The sequence below is a fragment of the Achromobacter sp. EB05 genome (assembly GCF_044232075.1).
Classification (GTDB): Bacteria; Pseudomonadota; Gammaproteobacteria; order Burkholderiales; family Burkholderiaceae_B; genus Achromobacter; species Achromobacter dolens.
Map to the genome: position 1 here is coordinate 4,777,037 of NZ_CP155917.1, position 20,786 is coordinate 4,797,822.

A 20,786-nucleotide genomic window follows, 5' to 3' on the forward strand; every position below is an offset into this window, starting at 1 on the left:
CCATTAGAGGGCCATTACTTTTGGCGCGCTCCTACTCGTTGCGCCAGAAGGTCGTAGAACAGCCGCGCGACTGGATTCAAGGTCTTACCGCGCGGATGGATCAGGCCGATCGTGCGGCTCACGGCTGGATTGCGCAGCGGCAGGCTGACCAGGGTGCCATGATTCTCATCCGGCATCGCCAGGCGCGGCACCACGCCCACGCCCAGGCCCGCCTCCACCATGCTGACCAGCGCCGGCACGTGCTGCACCTCGCAGAAATGGCGCGGCCGGCTGCCGCTGTGCACCAGCGCCTGGTCCATCAGGAAACGATTGCCGCTGCCCTGCGCCAGGGTGATGTACGGATGCTCCTCCAGGTCGGTCCAATCCACCGACTTGCGTTTGGCCAGCGGATGCTTGCGGTTCACCGCCGCCACGAACGGCTCTTCCAGCAACGGCTTGAACTCGATCTCTGCGTCGTTGGCGCCGATGTAGGTCAGGCCGAAATCCGCGTCGCCGCGCGCCACCGCCGTCAGCACCAGCGAGGACGACTCGTCGATGATGCGGATGCGGATGCGCGGATAACTGGCGTGGTATTCGCGGATCACATCCGGCAGGAAATACGCCACCGCGGAAGGCACGCAGGCAATCGTCACCATGCCCGACAGCCGCTCAGCCACGTCGCGGATGCCGACCAACGCGCTCTCCAGCTCATTCAGCACGCTGCGGGCGCGCGGCACGAAGCCGCGGCCGATGGTCGTCAGCTCGACCTTGCGCGTTGTGCGCGTCATCAGTTGCACGCCCAGCGCCGCCTCCAGCTTGTCCACGCGGCGCGACAGCGCCGACTGTGACAGGTGCAGCGCCTCGGACGCCGCGCGAAAACTGCCCAGGTCGGCCACCGCCAGGAAGGCGCGCAGATCGGCAAGATCGAAATTCATGCGTTTTCATCAAGAATTGAACGAATTTTTGCACTTTACTCGATTCCGAGGGCGGGGCACGATGTCTCCCAGCCGCAACCAATAGCGGCCCGAACAGGAGACCTCACCCATGAAGCCGTTACGGAGAGCCTGCCTGCGCACCGCGCTGGCACTGGCCGCCGCCCCCTTGTTGTCGTCCGCCCCCTTCTCGGCCCACGCCGACGCCTGGCCGGAACGCCCGATCCGGTTGCTGGTGCCCTACGGCCCCGGCGGCAGTTCCGACGTGGTGGCGCGCGCCGTCGCCGTGGAGATGTCGCGTGACCTGGGCCAGCAGGTCATCGTCGAGAACAAGGGCGGCGGCCAAGGCAGCATCGCCACGGTCGAAGCTGCGCGAGCGCGGCCCGACGGTTACACGTTGATCCTGGGCCACGTCGGCACCCTGGCGGTGAATCCGACCATGATGGCCAACCTGTCGTATGACCCGCGCCGCGACTTCGCCCCGATCATCCTGCTGGCCAAGCTGCCCATGGTATTCGCCGTGGGCGCCAAGGTGCCGGCCACCACCCTGCCCGAATTCGCGGCGCTGGCGCGCGCCAAACCGGGCGTCCTGAACTACGGCTCGGCCGGCAACGGCAGCGCCGGCCACCTGGCCTTCGAAATGCTCAAGACCGCCGCCGCCATCGACGTGGTGCACGTGCCGTACAAGGGCACCGGCGCCCAGGTCACCGACCTACTTGCCGGCAACATCGATGCCGCCGCGGCCGGCATCCCCGGCCTGTTGCCGCACGCGCAGGCCGGCAAGATCAAGATCGTGGCCGTCGGCTCGGCCCAGCGCCTGCCGATCCTGCCGGACGTGTCCACCGTGGCCGAGCAGGGCTACCCCGGCTTCGAAAGCTCCCAATGGTTCGGCCTGCTGGCCCCGGCCGGCACGCCGCCGCAGGCCATCGCGCGGCTGCAGGCCGCCGCCCAGCGCGCCCTGCAGACCGACGCCGTGCGCCAGCGCCTGGCCCACGACGCCGCCGAACCGTCCGGCGCCGGGCCCGCCGAATTCGCCGCCTTCATCGACGCCGAAGAGCGCCGCTGGAGCAAGGTGGTGAAAGACGCACGTCTTTCCGCCGAATAAGCCCCTCACATATTTCACACAAGGATTGCTGATCATGGCCGCCACCGCTGGCTCCCCCTCTCTCGTCCAGGAAACCGAACTGCGCGCCCTGGGCGTGCGCGCCTTCGAAGGCCTGGGCCTGCCGCGCCAGGACGCCGTCGACGTGGTCGACATCCTGGTGCTGGCCGACCTGTTCGGCCTGTCGACCCACGGCCTGTCGCGCATCGAATCGTATGGCGAACGCCTGCAGGTCGGCGGCATCAACCGCCAGGCCCGCATCCGCGTGAACAGCCCCGCCCCCGCGCTGCGCCTGGTCGATGGCGACAACGGCGTCGGCCCGCTGGTCGGCATGCACGCGCTGCGCGCCGCCATGCAGGCCGCCAGCGAATGCGGCGTGGGCCTGGCATTCGCCCGCCAAAGCAACCACTTCGGCCCCATCTCGCCCTACGGCCTGATCGCCGCCGAGGCCGGCTACGCCAGCATCATCGGCAGCAACGCCACCACCACCATCGCCCCCTGGGGCGGCACCGACGCGCGCGTCGGCAACAGCCCCATCGGCTTTGCCGTCCCCAACCCGGACGGCGCCCACTTCCTGCTCGACATGGCGATGAGCGTGGTGGCCCGCGCCAAGATCCGAAACGCCCTGAAGGCGGGCCAGGCCATCCCCGACGCCTGGGCCACCGACGCCCAAGGCCAGCCCACCACTGACCCCAGGCAGGCCCTGGACGGCTTCTTGCTTCCGATCGGCGGCCACAAGGGCTACGGCCTGGCGCTGATGGTGGACCTGTTCGCGGGCCTGCTGTCCAACGCCGCCTACCTCACTCACGTCAAATCCTGGGTCGACGCGCCCGACAAACCGCAGAACCTGGGTCACTTTTTCCTGCTGATCGACACCCGCCGCCTGGGCTCGACGCAATGGCTGGCCGAACGCATGAACGACTTCGCCGCCATCCTGCACGCCAGCCCGACCGCCGACCCGGCCCGCCCCGTGATCCAGCCCGGCGAGATCGAACTGGCCAAGCTGGCGCGCCAGCGCGCCCACGGCATCGAAGTCGCCGCAGACGTCCTGGCGCTGCTGCGCCAACACGCCGGCCAGGGCTGAGCCGGCATTCCGGAGGAGACCCCAAAATGAAGCACATCGCACTGCTCACCCTGGGCTTGGCGACGGCCCTGGCCGCGCCGCAGGCCGGCGCCGCCGACTACCCCAGCCAGCCGATCCGCCTGATCGTGCCCTACGTGGCCGGCGGCGCGGCCGACATCACCGCCCGCGTGGTCGCGTCCCGCATGGGCAAGACCCTGAAGGGCACCATCGTGGTCGAGAACAAGCCCGGCGCCAACGGCATGATCGGCACCGACTTCGTCGCCAAGGCCGCGCCCGACGGCTACACCCTGCTGCTGGACGCCAGCGGCCCACTGGTGGTGAACCCGTCGCTGTACAAGAAAACCCCCTATGATCCGCTGAAGGACTTCGCCCCGATCAGCCAGATCACCAGCTACCAGTATGCGCTGGTGGTGCCGCAGCAGTCGCCCGCACACAGCATCGAAGACCTACTCGCCGCCGCCCGCAAGAAGCCGGGCGCGGTCACCTACGGCTCGGCCGGCCTGGGCGCCGGCGGCCACCTGGCCGGCGAACTGCTTGCCCTGCGCACCGGCACTCAACTGACGCACGTGCCCTACAAAGGCAACGCCCAGGCCCTGACCGACGTGCTGGGCGGGCAGTTGTCCTTCACCTTCGACACCACCGTCACCGCCACCCCGCACATACAGTCCGGCAAGCTGCGCGCCTACGCCGTCACCGGCCCGCGCCGCGCCTCCAGCCTGCCCGACCTGCCGACCATGCAGGAATTGGGCTACAAGGACTTCGTCATCACCCAGTTCCAGGGCCTACTGGCGCCCGCCGGCACCGATCCGCGCATCATCGCCACCCTGCACGACGCCGTGGTCCAGGCAGTGAAGGACCCGGAAGTGGTGCGCAAGCTGGCCACCGAAGGCGGCAACGAAATCATCGCCGGGACGCCCGAGGAATTCACGCGCCAGTTGCGCGACGACCTGCAACGCTATCGCCAGCTGATCAGCGAGGCCCACATCACCGCGGAGTGACCCCATGTACCAGATCGACATCCTGATCCAGGGCTACCCCGGCCGCGCCGTCTGCCACGGCGGCCTGGGCTGGAGCACCAGCACGCTGCTGCGCTCGGACCGCCACAAGATCCTGGTGGATGTGGGAGCGTTCGGCGTGCGCCACCTGCTCGGCCACCACCTGGACGCCTGCGGCGTCGCGCCGGCCGACATCACCGACGTCGTCCTCACCCACGCCCACTACGACCACGCTGTCAACTTCACCCTGTTTCCCAACGCCACCGTCTGGATCGGCGCGCAGGAACTGCAATGGGCCGCCGCGCAGCCGCCCGGCTTCAACCCGCTGCCCGAACTGTACGTGCGCGAACTTGACCAGCTTGATCGGGTTCGCCGCATCGGCGATGGCGACGCCTTCCTGCCCGGCATCACCGCCATCGCCGCGCCCGGCCATACGCCCGGGCATTTGCTGTTCTACGTCGATGACCCGCGCAAACCAATTTTGTTCACCGGCGACGCTGCCAAGAACCGCGCCGAACTGGTCTCGGGCCAGGTGGCCGACACCGTCGACACCGCCGCCAGCCACGCCAGCCTGGAACGCATTTGGGTGTGGTGGCGCAAGCGCCCCGGTACGCTGCTCGTGCCGGGCCATGACCTGGGCATGAAGCTCGACGCCAATGGCGCGCCGGTCTATGTCGGCGAACGCCGCGCCGCGATCAATGCGTGGTTCGGGGACGACCTGGAGCCGCAACGGATCGACCTGTGCTGTGCGCCGGGTGCGGGGCGGTACAGCGTGTGAGTTGGCTGCTACGGCTATGACCTATCCGCTACGATCTGTCAGCCATCCGCCACCGCCTCTGAATTTCCCACTGTCCTCTGCCAAGACTGCAATGACCACAATTTCAAACACTACCGCCCGTTCGGACGCCGCCGCCCATTCCGGCACCTCCAACATCCCGGCCGACATCGTCCGGGCCTTCTCCCCCACCGGCGTGCTGCGCGCCACCATCAACCTGGGCAACCCCATCCTGGCCACCCGCGACGCCAGTGGCGCCCCCGCCGGCGTCTCCGTCGACCTGGCCCGCGCCTTCGCGCAGCGGCTCGGCGTTGCCCTGGAACTCATCGTTCTAAACAGCGCCGGCAAGGCCGTCGACACCGTCAGCCAGGACGCCGCCGACATCGGCTTCTTTGCCATTGACCCCAAGCGCGCCGCCGGCATCGCCTTTACCGACGCCTACGTCCTGATCGAAGGCGCCTACCTGGTGCGCGACGATTCGCCCCTGCTCGACATCGCCGAAGTCGACGACCCGCGCCACCGCGTCACCGTTGGCCTGGGCAGCGCCTACGATCTCTACCTGACCCGCGAACTGCAACGCGCTGCCATCACCCGGGCCGCGACCTCGCCAACCGTCGTTGACACCTTCCTGCGAGACGGCACGGAAGTGGCAGCCGGTGTACGCCAACAACTCGAAGCCGACGCCGCGCGCCTGGGTGGCCTGCGCCTATTACCCGGCAGCTTCATGACCATCCGCCAGGCCATGGGCCTGCCCCGCAGCCGCGGCGAAGTGGCGCAAAAGGTCCTGGCCGGCTTCGTAGAAGAAATGAAACTGAGCGGATTTTTCGAGCAATCCTTGGCTCGCCATGGTATTGAGGGCGCGGCCGTCGCGCCTACAAGTCGATAATAGAGGGGACGCTTGAGAAGCCCCGATGAGATCGGCAGAATGTCGAACTTCATGTAACTTCGAACCAAATGCTCTATCTAAATCGAAGGCGTAGTGAAATCTGATGCATGCACCTTGGGCTGCGCGATTCGTTGACCATGGAAGTCTTGGACGACACGTTCATTGAACTTAGGTATGCAATGTGTCGACCAGATTGCATGGGCGTCAGTGCAGCGTCGTCGCGAACTCTGGACGGCGATGCCGCTCGCCTACCCTGAATCTGGGCAGGCAGCCGCCCACCCCGACAGATGCTCCTGTACTGGCTCACATTCCTAGCGACTCTCCCTGCCCACATGTCACGACCGACCGATTCCAGCCAGTTGGCGGTCAAGCGCACTCGATCGATGCGGATCAATACCGGAGAGGAGATATCAAGAATGGTCCATGGCAGAACTTACGTACGGAAGCACTTTCACCAGTACTCGGCAAACTTCACGCGCACTTGGTGCGGGCTGATCGGTGACCAACGAACTTTCATTATCGGCGCCTCCTGGATCTCAAGTGAAATCGAAACATGCGGCTAATACGAGGCTGTTTCGCCCGCGTTGCCGCCCGTCTACGCACACGGTTTCCAGACCATTGACCGTAGCGAAGTGCTCTTACCGAAATTCTCAGACGCTACCAAAAGCACCGACCGCTCTAGGTATGTTGGCATCAAAATCCTCTTCGTGACCTGGTGCAGCGCGATCTACCGTGCCGCCCAGTTTCGAATGTGCTATTGGTTCAAGAACCGGAGCGCGTTTCGGCAGTCCTCCAGGGACGAGCCAAATGCTCCGTGTTCCGCGGCAACGCGCCGAAGTAGATCGTCCATTTCGCGGGACAACGAGAGCAAACCTAGCCACTTCGCAGGCGTGTCGATTATGCGCCTGGAGCCATCTGGCACCATCAGAGTTTCTGCGTATTCTTTGTTCCGAGCCAGGACATCAAGATGGCGCTGGGTCTCCGCCAAGATCATAAGCTCGAAGTATTGGCCAAAAGCCAAATTGCCAACATCGCCGTGATACATCATCGAGGCGATGTCGAAGCTAGGGATCGAGATCGCATTCCCCTCCGATTCAGCGTCGGCCTTTACACTTTTACATAGTCGAATCGCCTTCCGAAGACCTCCGCCGGCGCTGTTGCATTTATCGCTGATCCTCTTGATATGCAAGAACGGAAAGTTAGTCAGTGGGACCCCTGCCCTCTTGTCGAGAATTTGGATGCCTCGATCTGATTCCGTTCTGCTGGCTTGGTAGTCATTAGTGTCATACCAATGGGCTGGTACGACGTCTACCATCCGAGGTAGAGAGCCTCCGTGGATCTTGACGGCTTTCGCACCCGTTGCGTCAACGACAGCTTGGGGAAACGCGAGAGGCAGCTCGATCTCTATCTGCTTGCGAAGCGTCTGAAGCACTGAGAGGGAATTTTTAGATGTATTCACGTAATAGCCGGCCTGGCTTTGCATTCCGGATGTGCTGTAGACCAAGAAGCCCGTGTCAATTGTCAAAAGATCAACGTCACTTACTCTACGGATATGAACGTTCAGCGGCACTGAACCTTGAAGGCGGAACTCCGCGTCTATTCCCGTTTTGCCAAGTCTGGAACGAAGCTGATTTCCGATTCGTTCCGCGGTTTCTACACTCACTCGCGTGTAAGTGTCGCTAACGGGTTGCATGGCACCCAACGCATACAGAGTGTGCTTGCTGTCGACGCTTGCGCGCTTCTCCCACGATTCTTCGATAGTTTGCGTGCCAGTGCCTAACGCCTTACTCAAAAATTCATTCAGGACTGCGCTGTCCATGGTCAAACGATCAGATCCATCGCGTCGAGCGCGCAGTTGCGCGAGGCGTTTGTTGATATCGGTCGCCATCAGATCCTCTTGGTCCATTTCATAACGCCGAAGGTCATACGACCCCGACCCGTAAAATACTCGCCCTCGGCAGACCGTAAATCTTTTGCAATCGTCATAACGGAGCACCCAGTGTGCGTCTTCAGTTCAACGGCCTCCGGCCGTGGATCGTTTCGGTAGTGATAGAGCAGGACGAATCCATCGACGGTGTCGTGTGCTAGCGCGGCAGAGATGCTGCTCGATCCGGATGCTTCAGTCGCGAGCCGAACTCTCAATTTGTCCCACGACTGAACAATGACTACTTCGGCCGACCACTCGAACTTCGTCGATCCGTCAGCGGCGATTGTTTTACCCTGACAATCCCAGGTGCCCGATATGTCGGGCACTTTAAGCAGCAGGCCAACACCGGGCCACTTCCAGGCCCATTTGTTTAGGACCCAGTACAGAATGCCAAAGACCGCGCCGGCGCCTACAAGGGAGAGCAGCGTCGGGGGAACGTTGGCGTTCCAGCCAAGTTGCTTTGCCAAGTCAACTGTATACAGAATCGCAAAAACAAGTACTCCCGAGATAACACTGGCAGCGAGACTCAAAAACCGCCCGACACTTGCCCGATTTGCTCCACCCAATACTGAGTATTCATGCTCTTGTGGTGCGACCATGCAGTACCCTTTTTATGATGCAAGACGCCAACAAACGGCTCGATCAGCCTCAGCCAGTTAATTCTTTCAATATATTTTAGTTAATCAGAATATCCAAAGGCAATTTTGGAGGTAGGGTGAACCCAGCGCAGCTTGGAACTGAAGGTGAGGGACGACGGGCATTGGTCGAAGTCGGCCTGTCGTCAACGCAATTTAGGCTCCGGGGAGGCCATGCAGCCAGCCGCATAGGGCGTGGCTGTATAGCCGACGACAGCCTACGCCCGCAGCGTGTCGGACAAGCGCAGGTCGCCTGCCACAGGCATGTGCCCTATGCCACGCAAATAGCGGCCCGTGGAGTCGGCACTCGTAATTAGATCTCAACGGGCAGAACCGCTGCTATACGTCACGCAGGGAATGACGCAAGTCCACAGACAGCGGCTCGAGGCCAGTTCGAGCTGCGCTCCCCCGCCTGAAGTTCTGAGATTTTCCTGACAAATCACCTGCATACGCGGACTGTTGCCATCGCAAGCGGAGCCCCCTTCCTTACCGTACCTACATGAAGGAATGTACGGTACGCAACTTTCCCAGGTACGACCGTACCTCGTTCGGAGCCGAGACCACAGACATCAGCTGAAAGTTCGGGCTGGTGAATTCCGCCTAGCAAGAGATAAGGTAGTCCCTGCCAAAGCCGAGATTGCTCCTCCCCTCTACTGCGCGCTAACCTCGTCGCGCCCCTATATCTCATGCGAGCGCCCCCCGTGAAGAGTCCTGCCAACCATAAAGCCGATTTTGCGGAGAATGACGAACGATTTTTTCGGCTCGTTCCTCCAACAGCGGACGAACTCACAGTAATACTGAAAGGACACCTCCTGGTCGAAGAGCAACTGCGATCCATTACCCGTTCGTCAGTCGCCAACCCTCGCTACTTTGACGAAGCGAAGCTCACTTTCTCTAATGCCTTGTGCTTGGCAAGAGCAGTCGCCGGACACTTTAATGAGGGCGCATGCTGGGTTGCTGCGGAGCAACTCAATACGGTACGGAATAAGATCGCCCACAGAGCCGAACCTGGACCAGCCGCCGCACTCCTCGACAGGTTTTATTCAGTGTGCGAAGCGGAGAGCCGCTGGTCCGCCTGGTCATCGGCACCGCGAAGCACGGCAAAGCTCTCCCAGTACATTTGTTGCATTTGGGCCACCTTCGACGCGTTGCGAGCAGTTGTCCAAGTATGTTCAGAAACCACTTCAGTGTTGCGCCCACACCCTTAAGCTCCCGTGACAAAGGCGGCCCCACCTGATGGAAGTGTCGGCTGTGCATTCACCAACCACTTCCCAACGGCCGCGCCCCCTCTTTTTACGTAGTCAATACTGAAGGCCATAAGATCAGCGAGGTGGGCATCAATCTGTCCTTTCGAAATCCCCGGCTGCACGCCATAGATGGCGAAACTGACTTTGTCCGCGCTCCGGTTCAGCAAGATCTCTTGCAACATTGCAAGATTGCCGACCTTGAAGACTGACGGACGCCTATGCCGCCTTTCATTTATCCGATGCTCCACATGCTCGACCAACACACGGGATTCGCAATAAACAACTGACTTTAGTAGCTGGCAGGTGACTTCGTAGACGTCGTCAACACGGGCACCATTTGGTTCGCCCCCAGCTCCCTTGCAGTGATACAGACTCACGAGGACTCTGTCGTCTTCTTCTCGTGTGACCGCGATGTAGTCGGCGGCCTCCCCAGTCCTGTGGTCATAAACGAGGACCTCGAGATTTTCCTTCGCCCTGATCCACAATTCCAAATGTCTGTGGACCGTCATTCGTTCGGGATTATCGGCGTCAAACTCTCTACCGATCTCGCAGCCATCCCACCCAGGGTTCTCGACGTCCTCATCAAGAAGCCGATTGCTGGCCAGCTTCGGAGGCGGGTAGCAGTTCATCCCTTCGAACGATGACTTGTCGGCTGCGTAAAAGATTGGAGGGTGCATAGAAAGCCACTGGTCAAAATCCAACCAGTCATCGTGCGTGCTAGATATTTCGACTTCCCAACCAGCGCCGTGCTGTCGAAACAATGCGCCCCCGGCTAAAGACATGCGGTAGGGCACCGCATCTGAGTCCGAGACGATTTCGAAATCCAGGCCATCAGGTCCTGAGGCGAATGACGAGAGCTCTAGATCAGTGATTTGGCGATAGAGCCACTGCTGCTGCCCAACACGTCGATATCTCAACCGGTGCGCCTGCTTGTAGGCATTGCGCGCCCAGCTTCCACCAATGACAACATCTGGGATTCGCCGCAACGTCCGCGAATGCTGGACGAGATCTAGCTGAGACTCTGCCAGCGTTTCATCGCCATTCAAGCGATTGTTCAGCTTCGATATCCAGTCAAGGTATTGCGATATAGAGAGACGTTGATTGCTCCATATACGCGAGTTACTACTGGCTCCGATGGTTTCACGCTCGCCATCTTCCAATCCACTCCCAAAGTAATGTCCTTGTACGTAGGCGCGCCCATCGCCCGGCGTAACCGCTCGCTCAGCACGAGGTCCAGTTAGCATGCGATAGGATTCTGCTTGCGAATTTATGGCCGTGTTACGCAAGCCAACAGCGTAGAAGCGCATATCCGTAAGGCCGGCGCGCGCACGGATGGTCTCCTCGAAGCTCAAAGGTCTATGGTGATCCTTGGCCACGACCTGCATTAGTGCGATATATAAGCGATCTGTTCTACGAGTGGAGCCGATGAAGCACAACCGTGTAGCAGCGTTGTAGGCCAGCAGGAAAACGTCGTGTCGTACATTTACAAGCACGTCAGCAGTCGCCCAGTTCGGCGGCTCATGGTCGACGGTCAAAAGCAGTGTGATCAACCCATCATCCGAGATCCACTGCTTAGCCAAGTGAAGCCTTCGCCCTATCAATGCCTCAAACAAAGTGAAGTCCGGGGCCACGTCGCACTGAAAGATTCGAGCATGGGCATATAGCTCAAATGACATTGGCGACACGGCGTCGTAGTCCGAGACTGTCTGCCTCTTCGGCTTCAAGATCTCCAAGATTGATTCATCGGCAGCCCCTTCGGCGAGCTGACGCCTCGCCTCTTCGTCGATAAGGGAAGCGATGTCCACTCCCTCTTGAAAGAGCCTTGCGGTGGCATCTTGCAGACGACTCACAGTCGACACTAAAGTAGCGTTGCCCGTGCGTCATCATTTGTTCGCGCAAACCGACCTATGAACTGTATCGTTGGAACTAGGGAGCGGTGCGGCGCATGGAGTGCTGCGATCTTCAGCTTTGGAAAGTCATAGCCCTCCCCGAACATGTCAACGCAGACTATTCCCTCCAGCTCGCCCTGGAGCAAGGAGACCTCCAGTTGCTCCTGCCTCCGTTTGGAAATTCCGCTGTCGATCGCTTCTACCCTCGCCCCCAGCCCGGCGTAAATCCCCGTCAGCTTCCTAGCAGCGGATATCGAGGATGCTCGCGCAAACAGTCGATGGTCGAATCCTTGCGCCTGATCTTCCCGCAGCTGTGCAATCGCCACCCTTGCGATGGCAAGGTCCACCTCGTCCTCATCGTGATCGTTATGCACAGGCGCTGGACGAAAGGAGACGCTCCCAAACGCTTGTTCGCGAGACGCCTTGGAAACTGGATAGCTATATGCCAGACGACCCGGAATTGCCTTTTTATCGCGCCTGAATGGAGTAGCCGTCAAGAAGACAAACTTGGCGCGGGAGTAGTGACCGAGATACGCACTCCAAGTGTCTGCTGGAGCATGGTGCGCCTCGTCAAAGATAATCAAATCGAATAGATCTGCGGGACTTACGGGCTCCAGGACCGGCGATGTGCTCGCTGACGTGGACACGACCACATCGAAAGTTCGAAAGGCAAGCCATTCATCGGCGCTCAATGGCCTGCCCTTCTGTGGATGTACATGAGGATTTCCTGCCTCCGCCGGTAAGACCTTGAGCTTGCGTAGCGTCGACAGTTCACCGAAGTGGGCCGAGGTCTGTCGTCTCAGCACATCCGTGGGTTCCACCACCAGCACACGGTTTGAGCCCAACAAAAAAGGAAGCGCCATGATCACGGCAGTCTTCCCATATCCAGTCGGCAAAGACACTATGGCCGGCTCGTCGTAGACCGAAAAGTGGGCCGCCACAGAATGAAGAGCGCCCAACTGGCCTGGCCTAAAACCCGAGTTCGGACTGCTAATGGGTTTCAAAGCCAGCATGTGGCTATGTTCAATGAAGAAATCGGCCACGTTCCCCTCCCGGAATGAACCAGATGACCAATTGTTACTTCAAAGAACATAACAAGCCAGCCTAATTTTTGAGACCTACTCCGAATTATTGCCGCTTCAGGTCTGATGGTCTTCTTTGTTGCGCCCTTCGGAACGAGCGATGTTATTCGCGACCCAAAGGCCGAATGCGATAACAGCTACAAGTACTCCGAGCATCACCGTAGTACCCAAGTCCATACGCTTTTCTCCACAAACACAGCCCTATCGGTACGCCTGATGATAGCAATCACCGCCGGATATGAACTGAGAATCCGCAGCGCAACGCAACATCGTTCGTAACAGGAAACCCGTTGGGATCCTGCTGGGTTCCTACTTGGTTAACCGCCGGTTCCCACATCAAAACCTAGAGCGGCACTCGACCAATTTGGTTCTGAAACACGGCGTAAAGGAGCGCGCTGTGCCCCAGCACAGTTGCTCAGATCTTGAGGTCCATGAGCGCCGCTGACACAGGATCCATGGCCATCCTCATAGGAGAAATACCCACGAAGCGAGGGAAACTGGGGGCCTGTAGCGGAAACCCAGCAGGTTATGGCCAGGTTTTACTTTCGAACCCAGTGCAAACCGGATGCAAAGCTACCAATCCCAATCCCATTCCCAATCCCAAATCTTTTACTGGCTACGCCAGTGTCAACAGCGTCTGCGCCGCTGTCTGAGCTGATAAGCCACAATAGGCCGGACCAATTCCAGATGGGACGCCCTCCTAGATGCAGTGATGGTCCTTAGACGCGTCCACAGCCCGCATGAGCGGTCAAAACACCTCGGGTGATGGGGTAGCAGCCACTTTAGAGTCATTGCAGCCCAGAGCGCGTTCTGCGCGGTCTCGCGCTCTGTTTCTGAAACGCGAGTCGAATCTCCAAGTTTTTGCCTTGCAGGGTCTAGAAGACGGTTGGCGCCGTGCAAAAGAATGTGGGCAAGTCGGAGGGTGTGGCCAGAGTCCTGTATTGCACAATCCAACGACTTCGCTCGCTAGAACGTGAGGCCGCCGAGCCAGCCTTCCCTTCTGTCCATGGCAAGAATCAATGCCCACCGGGGCGCCAAGCTTCCCCGCACATTCGGAATATTTGATAGGGGATTTTGATAGGGTGTTTGAAAAGGGCTTTGACTGATGGCGTCAACACTTGATCTCTACGCCAGCCAAGCACTCCGGATCTGTTCGATGGTCCACAACTGGACAGCCGCCCCGCCCCTCGGCCACCGTCAGTGAAGCTGGAACGATCAACGGTTGATGATGTTCCAGACGTACGTGACTAGGGTGGCAACTGTCCGGCGCCGGCGTCTCAAGGTGGGAGTTATTTTTGCAACGCCACGAGCCGGACTCTTTTGACTGGGAACTGTTTGCCAGGCCGAGATACTCAAATACCCTGTCGGCAATTCAAGCCACTAACTTCTCCGCGACATGAACCGCGCTTGGTCCAGCCATTGCCGACCTTTTTGCTGCGACCCACGTTCCGTGTTTCTGAGCATTAATCGCGCCCCACGCTCCTTCGGTGCAGCAGGATCCACCAAGGCCGCCCCCCACGATTCACAAGTGCGGACGGTTGCGGCGGGGTGAAATCTACGGACCTGCGGACAAGTTTCAGCGCCTCATACGCGGGATCGCGGCCAGCCCGGGGTCGACTCAGCGAAATAATCTGTTAGCCGCCTGAAAGACTCCGTGTCCCTGTCGCAGCCATTCAGACATTGCGCTGGCAACTCCTACTTCCATTGTCGAAAGGGCACCCCTCGTATCAGTACTAGGTTAAAGGATGCCCCATCCCCTCATTCCCGTACTAGGCCAAGTCTCAGAAGTTCGGGTCGGATAGACCGTCGACTTTGATTTCTCTCAGCGCAGCTCAGAGCGCATTTGACACTGAGGTGTGCAGTATGGTCTCAGTGCAATGCACACAGCACATGCAGAGTACGGGCCGCGACGCTTTAAAAGTGCAACCGCGGAAGACCGGTCCACAGCACAGCTCGGCATTTGCCCCGCTAACGAATAACGCCGCGAGGATGGAAGGGCCGAGGGGTCGTAACGATTCAACTGTCGCGTGGTGCCGCCGATGCTCTGCGACCTGGGCTCGGAACTCTCGCTTTGCTGCCCCAGCACACACAGCCTCAGATGAAGGGGTTTGGCCTGCCCCAAGCGCAACAGTCCCCAGAGCCCACCCAATTGGCCTGATGAGCCCAAAGTGCAGCGAGCTGCCCGCCCCCCCCCAATCAAGCAGAGACCCGGCAAGTCCCGAGATGGGCTATTGCCACCGAGTGCACATCCTTGCCTTGATGCCGCCTGAACTTGCTCACCGCCAACTGCAAGTTCGTTGTCCCATATGTTGTCCCATATGCCCAGCAAAGAAAAAGGGTTAGCTCAACGACATTGAGCTAACCCTTTGATTTTATTGGTCGGGGCGGTGGGATTCGAACTCACGACCCTCTGCTCCCAAAGCAGATGCGCTACCAGGCTGCGCTACGCCCCGAGGGTCGCAACTATACCAGATACCGGCGCATCACCGTGCAACGGCCCGATGCCCTGCTCGCCACGGCCATGCCCGGCGATCCCCTGATTGACACCTATATAGTTGAAGCATAAATTAATTCGACAAACCAAATAACGACATACATCGGGAATCCCATGGCAAATGCCTCCTCTCCGTCCGCCTGGGCCACGCCCACGCGGACCACCTACACGGTGCTGTTCGTCTGCTGGCTGGCGATCCTGTTCGAGGGTTACGACGTCGGCGTCATGGGCGCGGTGCTGCCCGCCCTGGCGGACGACAAGAACTGGAACCTGACGCCGATCGAGCTCGGCATGCTGGGCAGCTACGCGCTGGCGGGCATGTTCGTCGGCTCATTCGCCGTCGGCACGCTGTCCGACCTGCTGGGCCGCCGACGCATGTTGCTGGCCTGCGTGACGCTGTTCTCGCTGACCATGATCGGCGCGGCCTGGGCGCCGACGCCGACATGGTTCGCCACCTTCCGCTTCATCGGCGGCCTGGGACTGGGCGGGGTCATTCCGGTGGCGGCGGCGCTGACGATCGAGTATTCCCCGCCCGCCAAACGGGGCTTCAACTACGGTGTGATGTATTCCGGCTACTCGCTCGGCATCCTGTGCTCCGCCGCGGTGGCCATGGCGGTGCTGCAGCACTGGGGCTGGCGCGCGGTGATTCTGGTGGGCGCGGCGCCGCTGCTGCTGGTGCCGGTGCTGGCGCGCCTGCTGCCTGAATCGCTCGAATACCTGCTGGCCAAAGGCGATGAGGCCGGCGCCCGCGCCATGGCGCAGCGCCTGGGCATTGCCTCGCTGGAACCGTTCCGCCCGCGCGAAGTGACGGGCGAAAAAGCCACGTGGCGCGACGTCATGGCCGCGGTATTCGCGCCGCGCCACCTGCGCGCCACGCTGTGCTTCTGGGGCGCGCTGTTCCTGGGCATGATGCTGGTGTATGGCCTGAACACCTGGCTGCCGCAGATCATGCGCAAGAACGGCTACGACCTGGGCTCGAGCATCTCGTTCCTGCTGGTCTTCAGCCTGGCCTCGGCCATCGGCGGCCTGGTGCTGGGCCAGTTCGCCGACAAGAGCGAACCGCGCAAGATCGTGGCGCTGTTCTACCTGGTGGGCGCGGTCGGCATCTACTGCCTGACCTACAACAATCCGCTGGCGGTCAATTACCTGTGGGTGGCGCTGGCCGGCATCGGCAGCATTTCGTCGTCGCTGATCCTGACCGGCTACCTGGCCGGCTACTACCCGGCGCACGCGCGCGGCGCGGCCACCGGCTGGGCGCTGTCGTTCGCCCGCATCGGCGCCATGAGCGGCCCCATCGTAGGCGGCTATCTGGCGGGATTGAAATTGCCGCTGGCGTGGAACTTCATCGCGTTCTCGTGCGCGGCGGTGCTGGCGGCAGCGTTTGTGATCCTGATCCCGGGCCGCTACGCGGGCGGCGCGTCGTCGCGGCCGGCCGCCGGCACGCGGCCCGTGGGGCAGCAGCAGTCCTGACAGGCAGAGCGTCCGGCACCGCGGCGCTCGCCGCGGAATCGGACTGGCGTAAACGACAACGGCGCTACCCGAAGGTGCGCCGTTGTTTCATGCGGGATCCAAGGCGGATCGCGCAGTCTGCCCGACAGGCAACCGTTTCGATGGACGCTCAGCCGAAACGGCCGGTGATGTAGTCCTCGGTTTCCTTGCGCGACGGCTTCACGAAGATCTGGTCGGTCTGGCCGAATTCCATCAGCTCGCCCAGGTACATGTAGGCCGTGAAATCCGAACAGCGAGCGGCCTGCTGCATGTTGTGGGTCACGATGACGACGGTGTAGTCGTTCTTCAGCTCGGCGATCAGTTCCTCGATCTTGGCGGTCGAGATCGGATCCAGCGCCGAACACGGCTCGTCCAGCAGCAGCACTTCCGGCTTGATGGCCACGCCGCGCGCGATGCACAGGCGCTGTTGCTGGCCGCCCGACAGGCTGTTGCCGCTCTGGTGCAGCTTGTCCTTCACTTCGTTCCACAGCGCGGCCTTGCTCAGCGCCCATTCCACGCGCTCGTCCATCTCGCCCTTGGACAGGCGCTCGAACAGGCGCACGCCGAAGGCGATGTTGTCGTAGATGCTCATGGGGAACGGCGTGGGCTTCTGGAACACCATGCCGACCTTGGCTCGGATCAGCGAGATGTCCGTCTTGGCGGTCAGCAGGTTCTCGCCGTCCAGGATGATCTCGCCTTCGGCGCGCTGGCCCGGATACAGCTCGAACATGCGGTTGAAGGTGCGCAGCAGCGTCGACTTGCCGCAGCCCGACGGGCCGATGAAGGCGGTGACCTTCTTCTCCTGGATCGACATGTTCACATTGCGGATCGCATGGAACTTGCCGTAGTAGAAGTTCAGGTTCTTGACCTCGATCTTGTTCTTGACGGCGGTAGCGGTGTTTTCCATTTGGTTTCCCTAGGTCCGGCGCGGCGGGCGCGCCGGCAAAGCGATCTTTATTTGCGGAACATGTTGCGGGCAATGATGTTGATGCCCAGCACCAGCAGCGTAATCAGGGTGGCGCCGGCCCACGCCAGGTCGTTCCAGTCCTTGAAGGGGCTGGCGGCGTATTGGTAGATCACGACCGGCAGGTTGGCCATCGGGCCGTTCATGTTGGTCGACATGAACTGGTTCGACAGCGCCGTGAACAGCAGCGGCGCGGTTTCGCCCGAGATGCGGGCAATCGCCAGCAGCACGCCGGTGATGATGCCGGTCTTGGCGGCGCGATAGCACACCAGGGTGATCATGCGCCACTTGGGGCAGCCCAGCGCGGCCGCGGCTTCGCGCAGGCTGTTGGGCACCAGCAGCAGCATGTTGTCGGTGGTGCGCACCACCACCGGGATCACCAGGATCGACAGCGCGATGGCGCCGGCCCAACCCGAGTAGTGCCCGACCTGCGCCACGTACACGGCGTAGATGAACAGACCGATGATGATGGACGGCGCCGACAGCAGCACGTCGTTCAGGAAGCGCGTGGCCGGCGCCAGCCAGCCGCGCTGGCCGTATTCGGCCAGGTAGGTGCCGGCCAGGATGCCGACCGGCGTGCCGATCAGCGTGCCCACGCCGGCCATCATCACGCTGCCGAAGATGGCGTTGACCAGGCCGCCGGACTGCCCCGGCGGCGGCGTGATTTCGGTGAAGAGCGTGTACGACAGCGCCGGCGCGCCCTTGAACAGCAGGGTCTGGATGATCCAGAACAGCCAGAACAGCCCGAACACCAGCGTGGCCAGCGAGATGGTCAGCATGATGCGGTTGACCACCCGGCGCCGGCGATACACGCCGTTCTGCATATTGAGTACGGAGACAGCCATGATCTTTTCCTTGTGGGCCGGGGTCAGGATTTCTTGCCTTCACCGGCCGACAGGCGGACCAGCAGCATCTTCGCCAGGGCCAGCACGATCGTGGTGATCAGGAACAGGATCAGGCCCAGTTCCAGCAGCGCCGACTTCTGGATGCCGCCGGCTTCATTGAATTCGTTGGCCAGCGCCGAGGCGATCGAGTTGCCCGGCGAGAACAGCGAACCGGACCACTTGAAGGCGTTGCCGATCACGAAGGTCACCGCCATGGTCTCGCCCAGCGCGCGTCCCAGGCCCAGCATGATGCCGCCGATGACGCCCGACTTGGTGAAGGGCAGCACCACGCGCCACATCACTTCCCAGGTCGTGCTGCCCAGGCCGTAGGCCGATTCCTTCAGCATGGCCGGCACCAGTTCGAACACGTCGCGCATCACCGCGGCGATGAACGGGATGATCATGATCGACAGGATCAGGCCGGCGGTGAAGATACCGATGCCGAAGGGCGGCCCGGCGAACATGCCGCCAATGATGGGCACGCTGCCCAGCGTGGCGATCAGGAACGGCTGCACGTACTGCTGGAACACCGGCACGAAGACGAACAGGCCCCACATGCCGTAGATGATCGACGGAATCGCCGCCAGCATCTCGACCGCGGTGCCCAGCGGGCGGCGCAGCCAGGTCGGCGACAGTTCGGTCAGGAAGATGGCGATGCCGAACGACACCGGCACCGCGATGATCAGGGCGATGGCCGAGGTCAGCAGCGTGCCGATGATGGGCACCACCGCGCCGTAGTTCTGCTTGACCGGGTCCCAGTCGTTCAGCCACAGGAACGACAGGCCGTATTTGGCCAGCGATTCGCGGCTGCCGTAGATCAGGGAAATGAGAATCGCCGCCAGCAGAATGAACACCAGGAAGGCGAACAGGCGGGTCAGGTTCTTGAACAGCGCATCCATCAGCGCGTTTTTATTTTGCTTCATAGGCGAAGGCGTGCCGGTAGTCACGGAGTCCGCCACGCTGGGCGAAAGCGGCACACTATTATCCATTACCGCGCTCATGGATGGACTTTCCTTAGGAAACCTTGGGAGAAACGACGAGTGGGTCCGGGGGACCCGCCCCGGTCTGCGGCAAGCCGGCAACCGGGGCAGTGGGCCGATGCCGGCGCGCGAACGCGATGTCGCGCGCCAGGCATCCGCTTTACTTCCAGACAGCCTTGCCGTCGGCGGACTTGACCTCGCCCCAGGCGGCGCGGATTTCCTTGGTCACGGCTTCCGGCAGCGGCACGTAGTCCATGGCTTCAGCCGACTTGGCGCCGTTCTTGAAGGCCCAGTCGAAGAAGTCCAGGACGGCCTTGCCTTGCACCGGCTTGTCTTGCGACTTGTGGACCAGGATGAAGGTGGCGGCGGTGACGGGCCACGAATCGGCGCCCGGCTCGTCCGTCAGCACCACGCCCATGCCAGGCGCGCTCTTCCAGTCGGCGTTGGCGGCGGCGGCGGCGAAGGCCTTCTGTTCCGGCTGGACGAACTTGCCGTCCTTGTTCTGCAGTTGCGTCCAGGCCAGCTTGTTCTGCTTGGCATAGGCGTATTCGACGTAGCCGATCGAGTTCTTCAGTTGGCCGACGTAGGCGGCGACGCCTTCGTTGCCCTTGCCGCCCTGGCCCACGGGCCACTTGACGGCCTTGCCTTCGCCGACCTGTTCCTTCCACTCCGGCGACACCTTGGACAGGTAGTTGGTCCAGCCGAAGGTGGTGCCCGAGCCGTCCGAACGGTGCACGACGATGATGTCGGCCGACGGCAGCTTCAGGTCGGGGTTCAGCGCCTTGATGGCGGCGTCGTCCCACTTCTTGATCTTGCCCAGGAAAATGTCGCCCAGGACCTTGCCGGACAGCTTCAGCTTGCCCGCCTCGACGCCGTCGATGTTCACCACGGCAACCGTGCCGCCGATGACGGCCGGGAACTGCAGCAGACCATTCTTTTCCAGGTCAGCGGCCTTCATGGGATCGTCCGAGGCGCCGAAATCGACGGTCTTGGCGATGATCTGTTGCTGGCCGCCGCCCGAACCGATCGACTGGTAGTTCACGGCATTGTTGGTGGCAGCCTTGTAGTCCGACGCCCACTTGGCGTAGATCGGGTACGGGAACGAAGCGCCGGCGCCGGTCACGTCGGCGGCCTGGACGGCAAAAACGGCGGCGCTCAGCGCGACGCCCAGGGAAACTTGTTTGAAGACACGTTTGAACATCTTGGTTCCTTCTGTGCTCGTTAGAGGAGTCTTTGGCAGGCTTTCTACTGCCCGTCTTTCAGCGACCCTCGCATGTTAGAAGTCCAACGTGACAGGATAGTGACAGTCATAAACCCCCCCCCGGAGCGCTGCGCGCTTCCCCCCCAGGGGGGCGCCGGTGGCGGACCGGCGGAGCCGGATCCGCGCGGCCTGGATTGGGAAGGGCCGGTTGGCATGGGGGAGTGGCTTGCTGGTGGGGGATG

Annotated in this window: 15 protein-coding genes and 1 tRNA gene; 6 read left to right on the top strand and 10 right to left on the bottom strand. The window is 61.5% G+C overall.

Translation table 11 applies throughout. The features are described from left to right. Positions 1-14: 14 nt before the first annotated feature. Complete coding sequence (locus AAID08_RS21775) at positions 15-914, bottom strand: LysR family transcriptional regulator (RefSeq protein ID WP_006383830.1); 900 nt, start codon at positions 912-914, stop codon at positions 15-17. Positions 915-1,023: 109 nt separating this feature from the next. On the opposite strand from AAID08_RS21775, the gene AAID08_RS21780 reads away from it, so the two are divergent. From AAID08_RS21780 to AAID08_RS21800, 5 genes are all read left to right on the top strand, one after another. Continuing rightward, on the top strand, positions 1,024-2,016 hold the full coding sequence (locus AAID08_RS21780; protein ID WP_262761352.1) for a tripartite tricarboxylate transporter substrate binding protein: 993 nt from the start codon (positions 1,024-1,026) through the stop codon (positions 2,014-2,016). Positions 2,017-2,050: 34 nt separating this feature from the next. Further along, positions 2,051-3,097 (top strand): Ldh family oxidoreductase, encoded by a 1,047-nt coding sequence (locus tag AAID08_RS21785; protein WP_263911536.1) that lies wholly within the window; start codon positions 2,051-2,053, stop codon positions 3,095-3,097. Positions 3,098-3,123: 26 nt separating this feature from the next. Then, positions 3,124-4,095 carry a tripartite tricarboxylate transporter substrate binding protein gene (locus AAID08_RS21790; RefSeq protein WP_263911535.1) on the top strand — a complete coding sequence of 324 codons (972 nt, stop codon included), beginning with the start codon at positions 3,124-3,126 and terminating at the stop codon, positions 4,093-4,095. Between the two features lie 4 nt (positions 4,096-4,099). Then, entirely contained in the window at positions 4,100-4,870 is a 771-nt protein-coding gene (locus AAID08_RS21795; protein ID WP_263911534.1) for an MBL fold metallo-hydrolase, read from the top strand. Between the two features lie 91 nt (positions 4,871-4,961). After that, on the top strand, positions 4,962-5,753 hold the full coding sequence (locus AAID08_RS21800) for a transporter substrate-binding domain-containing protein (protein WP_263911532.1): 792 nt from the start codon (positions 4,962-4,964) through the stop codon (positions 5,751-5,753). Between the two features lie 754 nt (positions 5,754-6,507). Here the strand turns inward: AAID08_RS21800 and AAID08_RS21805 are convergent. The 5 genes from AAID08_RS21805 to AAID08_RS21825 all read right to left on the bottom strand — a co-directional run bounded on the left by AAID08_RS21805 (position 6,508) and on the right by AAID08_RS21825 (position 14,986). Continuing rightward, the gene (locus AAID08_RS21805; protein WP_263911530.1) at positions 6,508-7,659 is read right to left on the bottom strand and encodes a hypothetical protein; all 1,152 of its coding nucleotides are present in this window, start codon (positions 7,657-7,659) and stop codon (positions 6,508-6,510) included. Beyond that, on the bottom strand, positions 7,641-8,279 hold the full coding sequence (locus AAID08_RS21810) for a hypothetical protein (RefSeq protein WP_262761345.1): 639 nt from the start codon (positions 8,277-8,279) through the stop codon (positions 7,641-7,643). The genes AAID08_RS21805 and AAID08_RS21810 overlap by 19 nt, the downstream gene beginning before the upstream one ends. 1,240 nt (positions 8,280-9,519) lie before the next feature. Next, the gene (locus AAID08_RS21815; RefSeq protein ID WP_263911527.1) at positions 9,520-11,367 is read right to left on the bottom strand and encodes a hypothetical protein; all 1,848 of its coding nucleotides are present in this window, start codon (positions 11,365-11,367) and stop codon (positions 9,520-9,522) included. A gap of 53 nt (positions 11,368-11,420) precedes the next feature. Beyond that, the gene (locus AAID08_RS21820; protein ID WP_223264905.1) at positions 11,421-12,494 is read right to left on the bottom strand and encodes a DEAD/DEAH box helicase; all 1,074 of its coding nucleotides are present in this window, start codon (positions 12,492-12,494) and stop codon (positions 11,421-11,423) included. 2,415 nt (positions 12,495-14,909) lie between these two features. Then, positions 14,910-14,986 (bottom strand) — tRNA-Pro (locus AAID08_RS21825). Between the two features lie 155 nt (positions 14,987-15,141). On the opposite strand from AAID08_RS21825, the gene AAID08_RS21830 reads away from it, so the two are divergent. Continuing rightward, positions 15,142-16,497 (top strand): aromatic acid/H+ symport family MFS transporter, encoded by a 1,356-nt coding sequence (locus tag AAID08_RS21830; protein ID WP_116792840.1) that lies wholly within the window; start codon positions 15,142-15,144, stop codon positions 16,495-16,497. Between the two features lie 148 nt (positions 16,498-16,645). Here the strand turns inward: AAID08_RS21830 and pstB are convergent, their stop codons facing one another. The 4 genes from pstB to pstS all read right to left on the bottom strand — a co-directional run bounded on the left by pstB (position 16,646) and on the right by pstS (position 20,544). Further along, entirely contained in the window at positions 16,646-17,422 is a 777-nt protein-coding gene (gene pstB, locus AAID08_RS21835) for a phosphate ABC transporter ATP-binding protein PstB (protein ID WP_006385463.1), read from the bottom strand. Positions 17,423-17,469: 47 nt separating this feature from the next. Continuing rightward, a complete protein-coding gene (pstA, locus tag AAID08_RS21840; RefSeq protein WP_080977466.1) occupies positions 17,470-18,324 on the bottom strand; it encodes a phosphate ABC transporter permease PstA in 855 nt (284 codons plus the stop codon). Between the two features lie 23 nt (positions 18,325-18,347). Then, positions 18,348-19,364, bottom strand: a complete 1,017-nt coding sequence (gene pstC, locus AAID08_RS21845) for a phosphate ABC transporter permease subunit PstC (protein ID WP_054501111.1) — start codon at positions 19,362-19,364, stop codon at positions 18,348-18,350. Positions 19,365-19,503: 139 nt separating this feature from the next. Continuing rightward, a complete protein-coding gene (gene pstS, locus AAID08_RS21850; protein WP_064524069.1) occupies positions 19,504-20,544 on the bottom strand; it encodes a phosphate ABC transporter substrate-binding protein PstS in 1,041 nt (346 codons plus the stop codon). Positions 20,545-20,786: the final 242 nt, after the last annotated feature.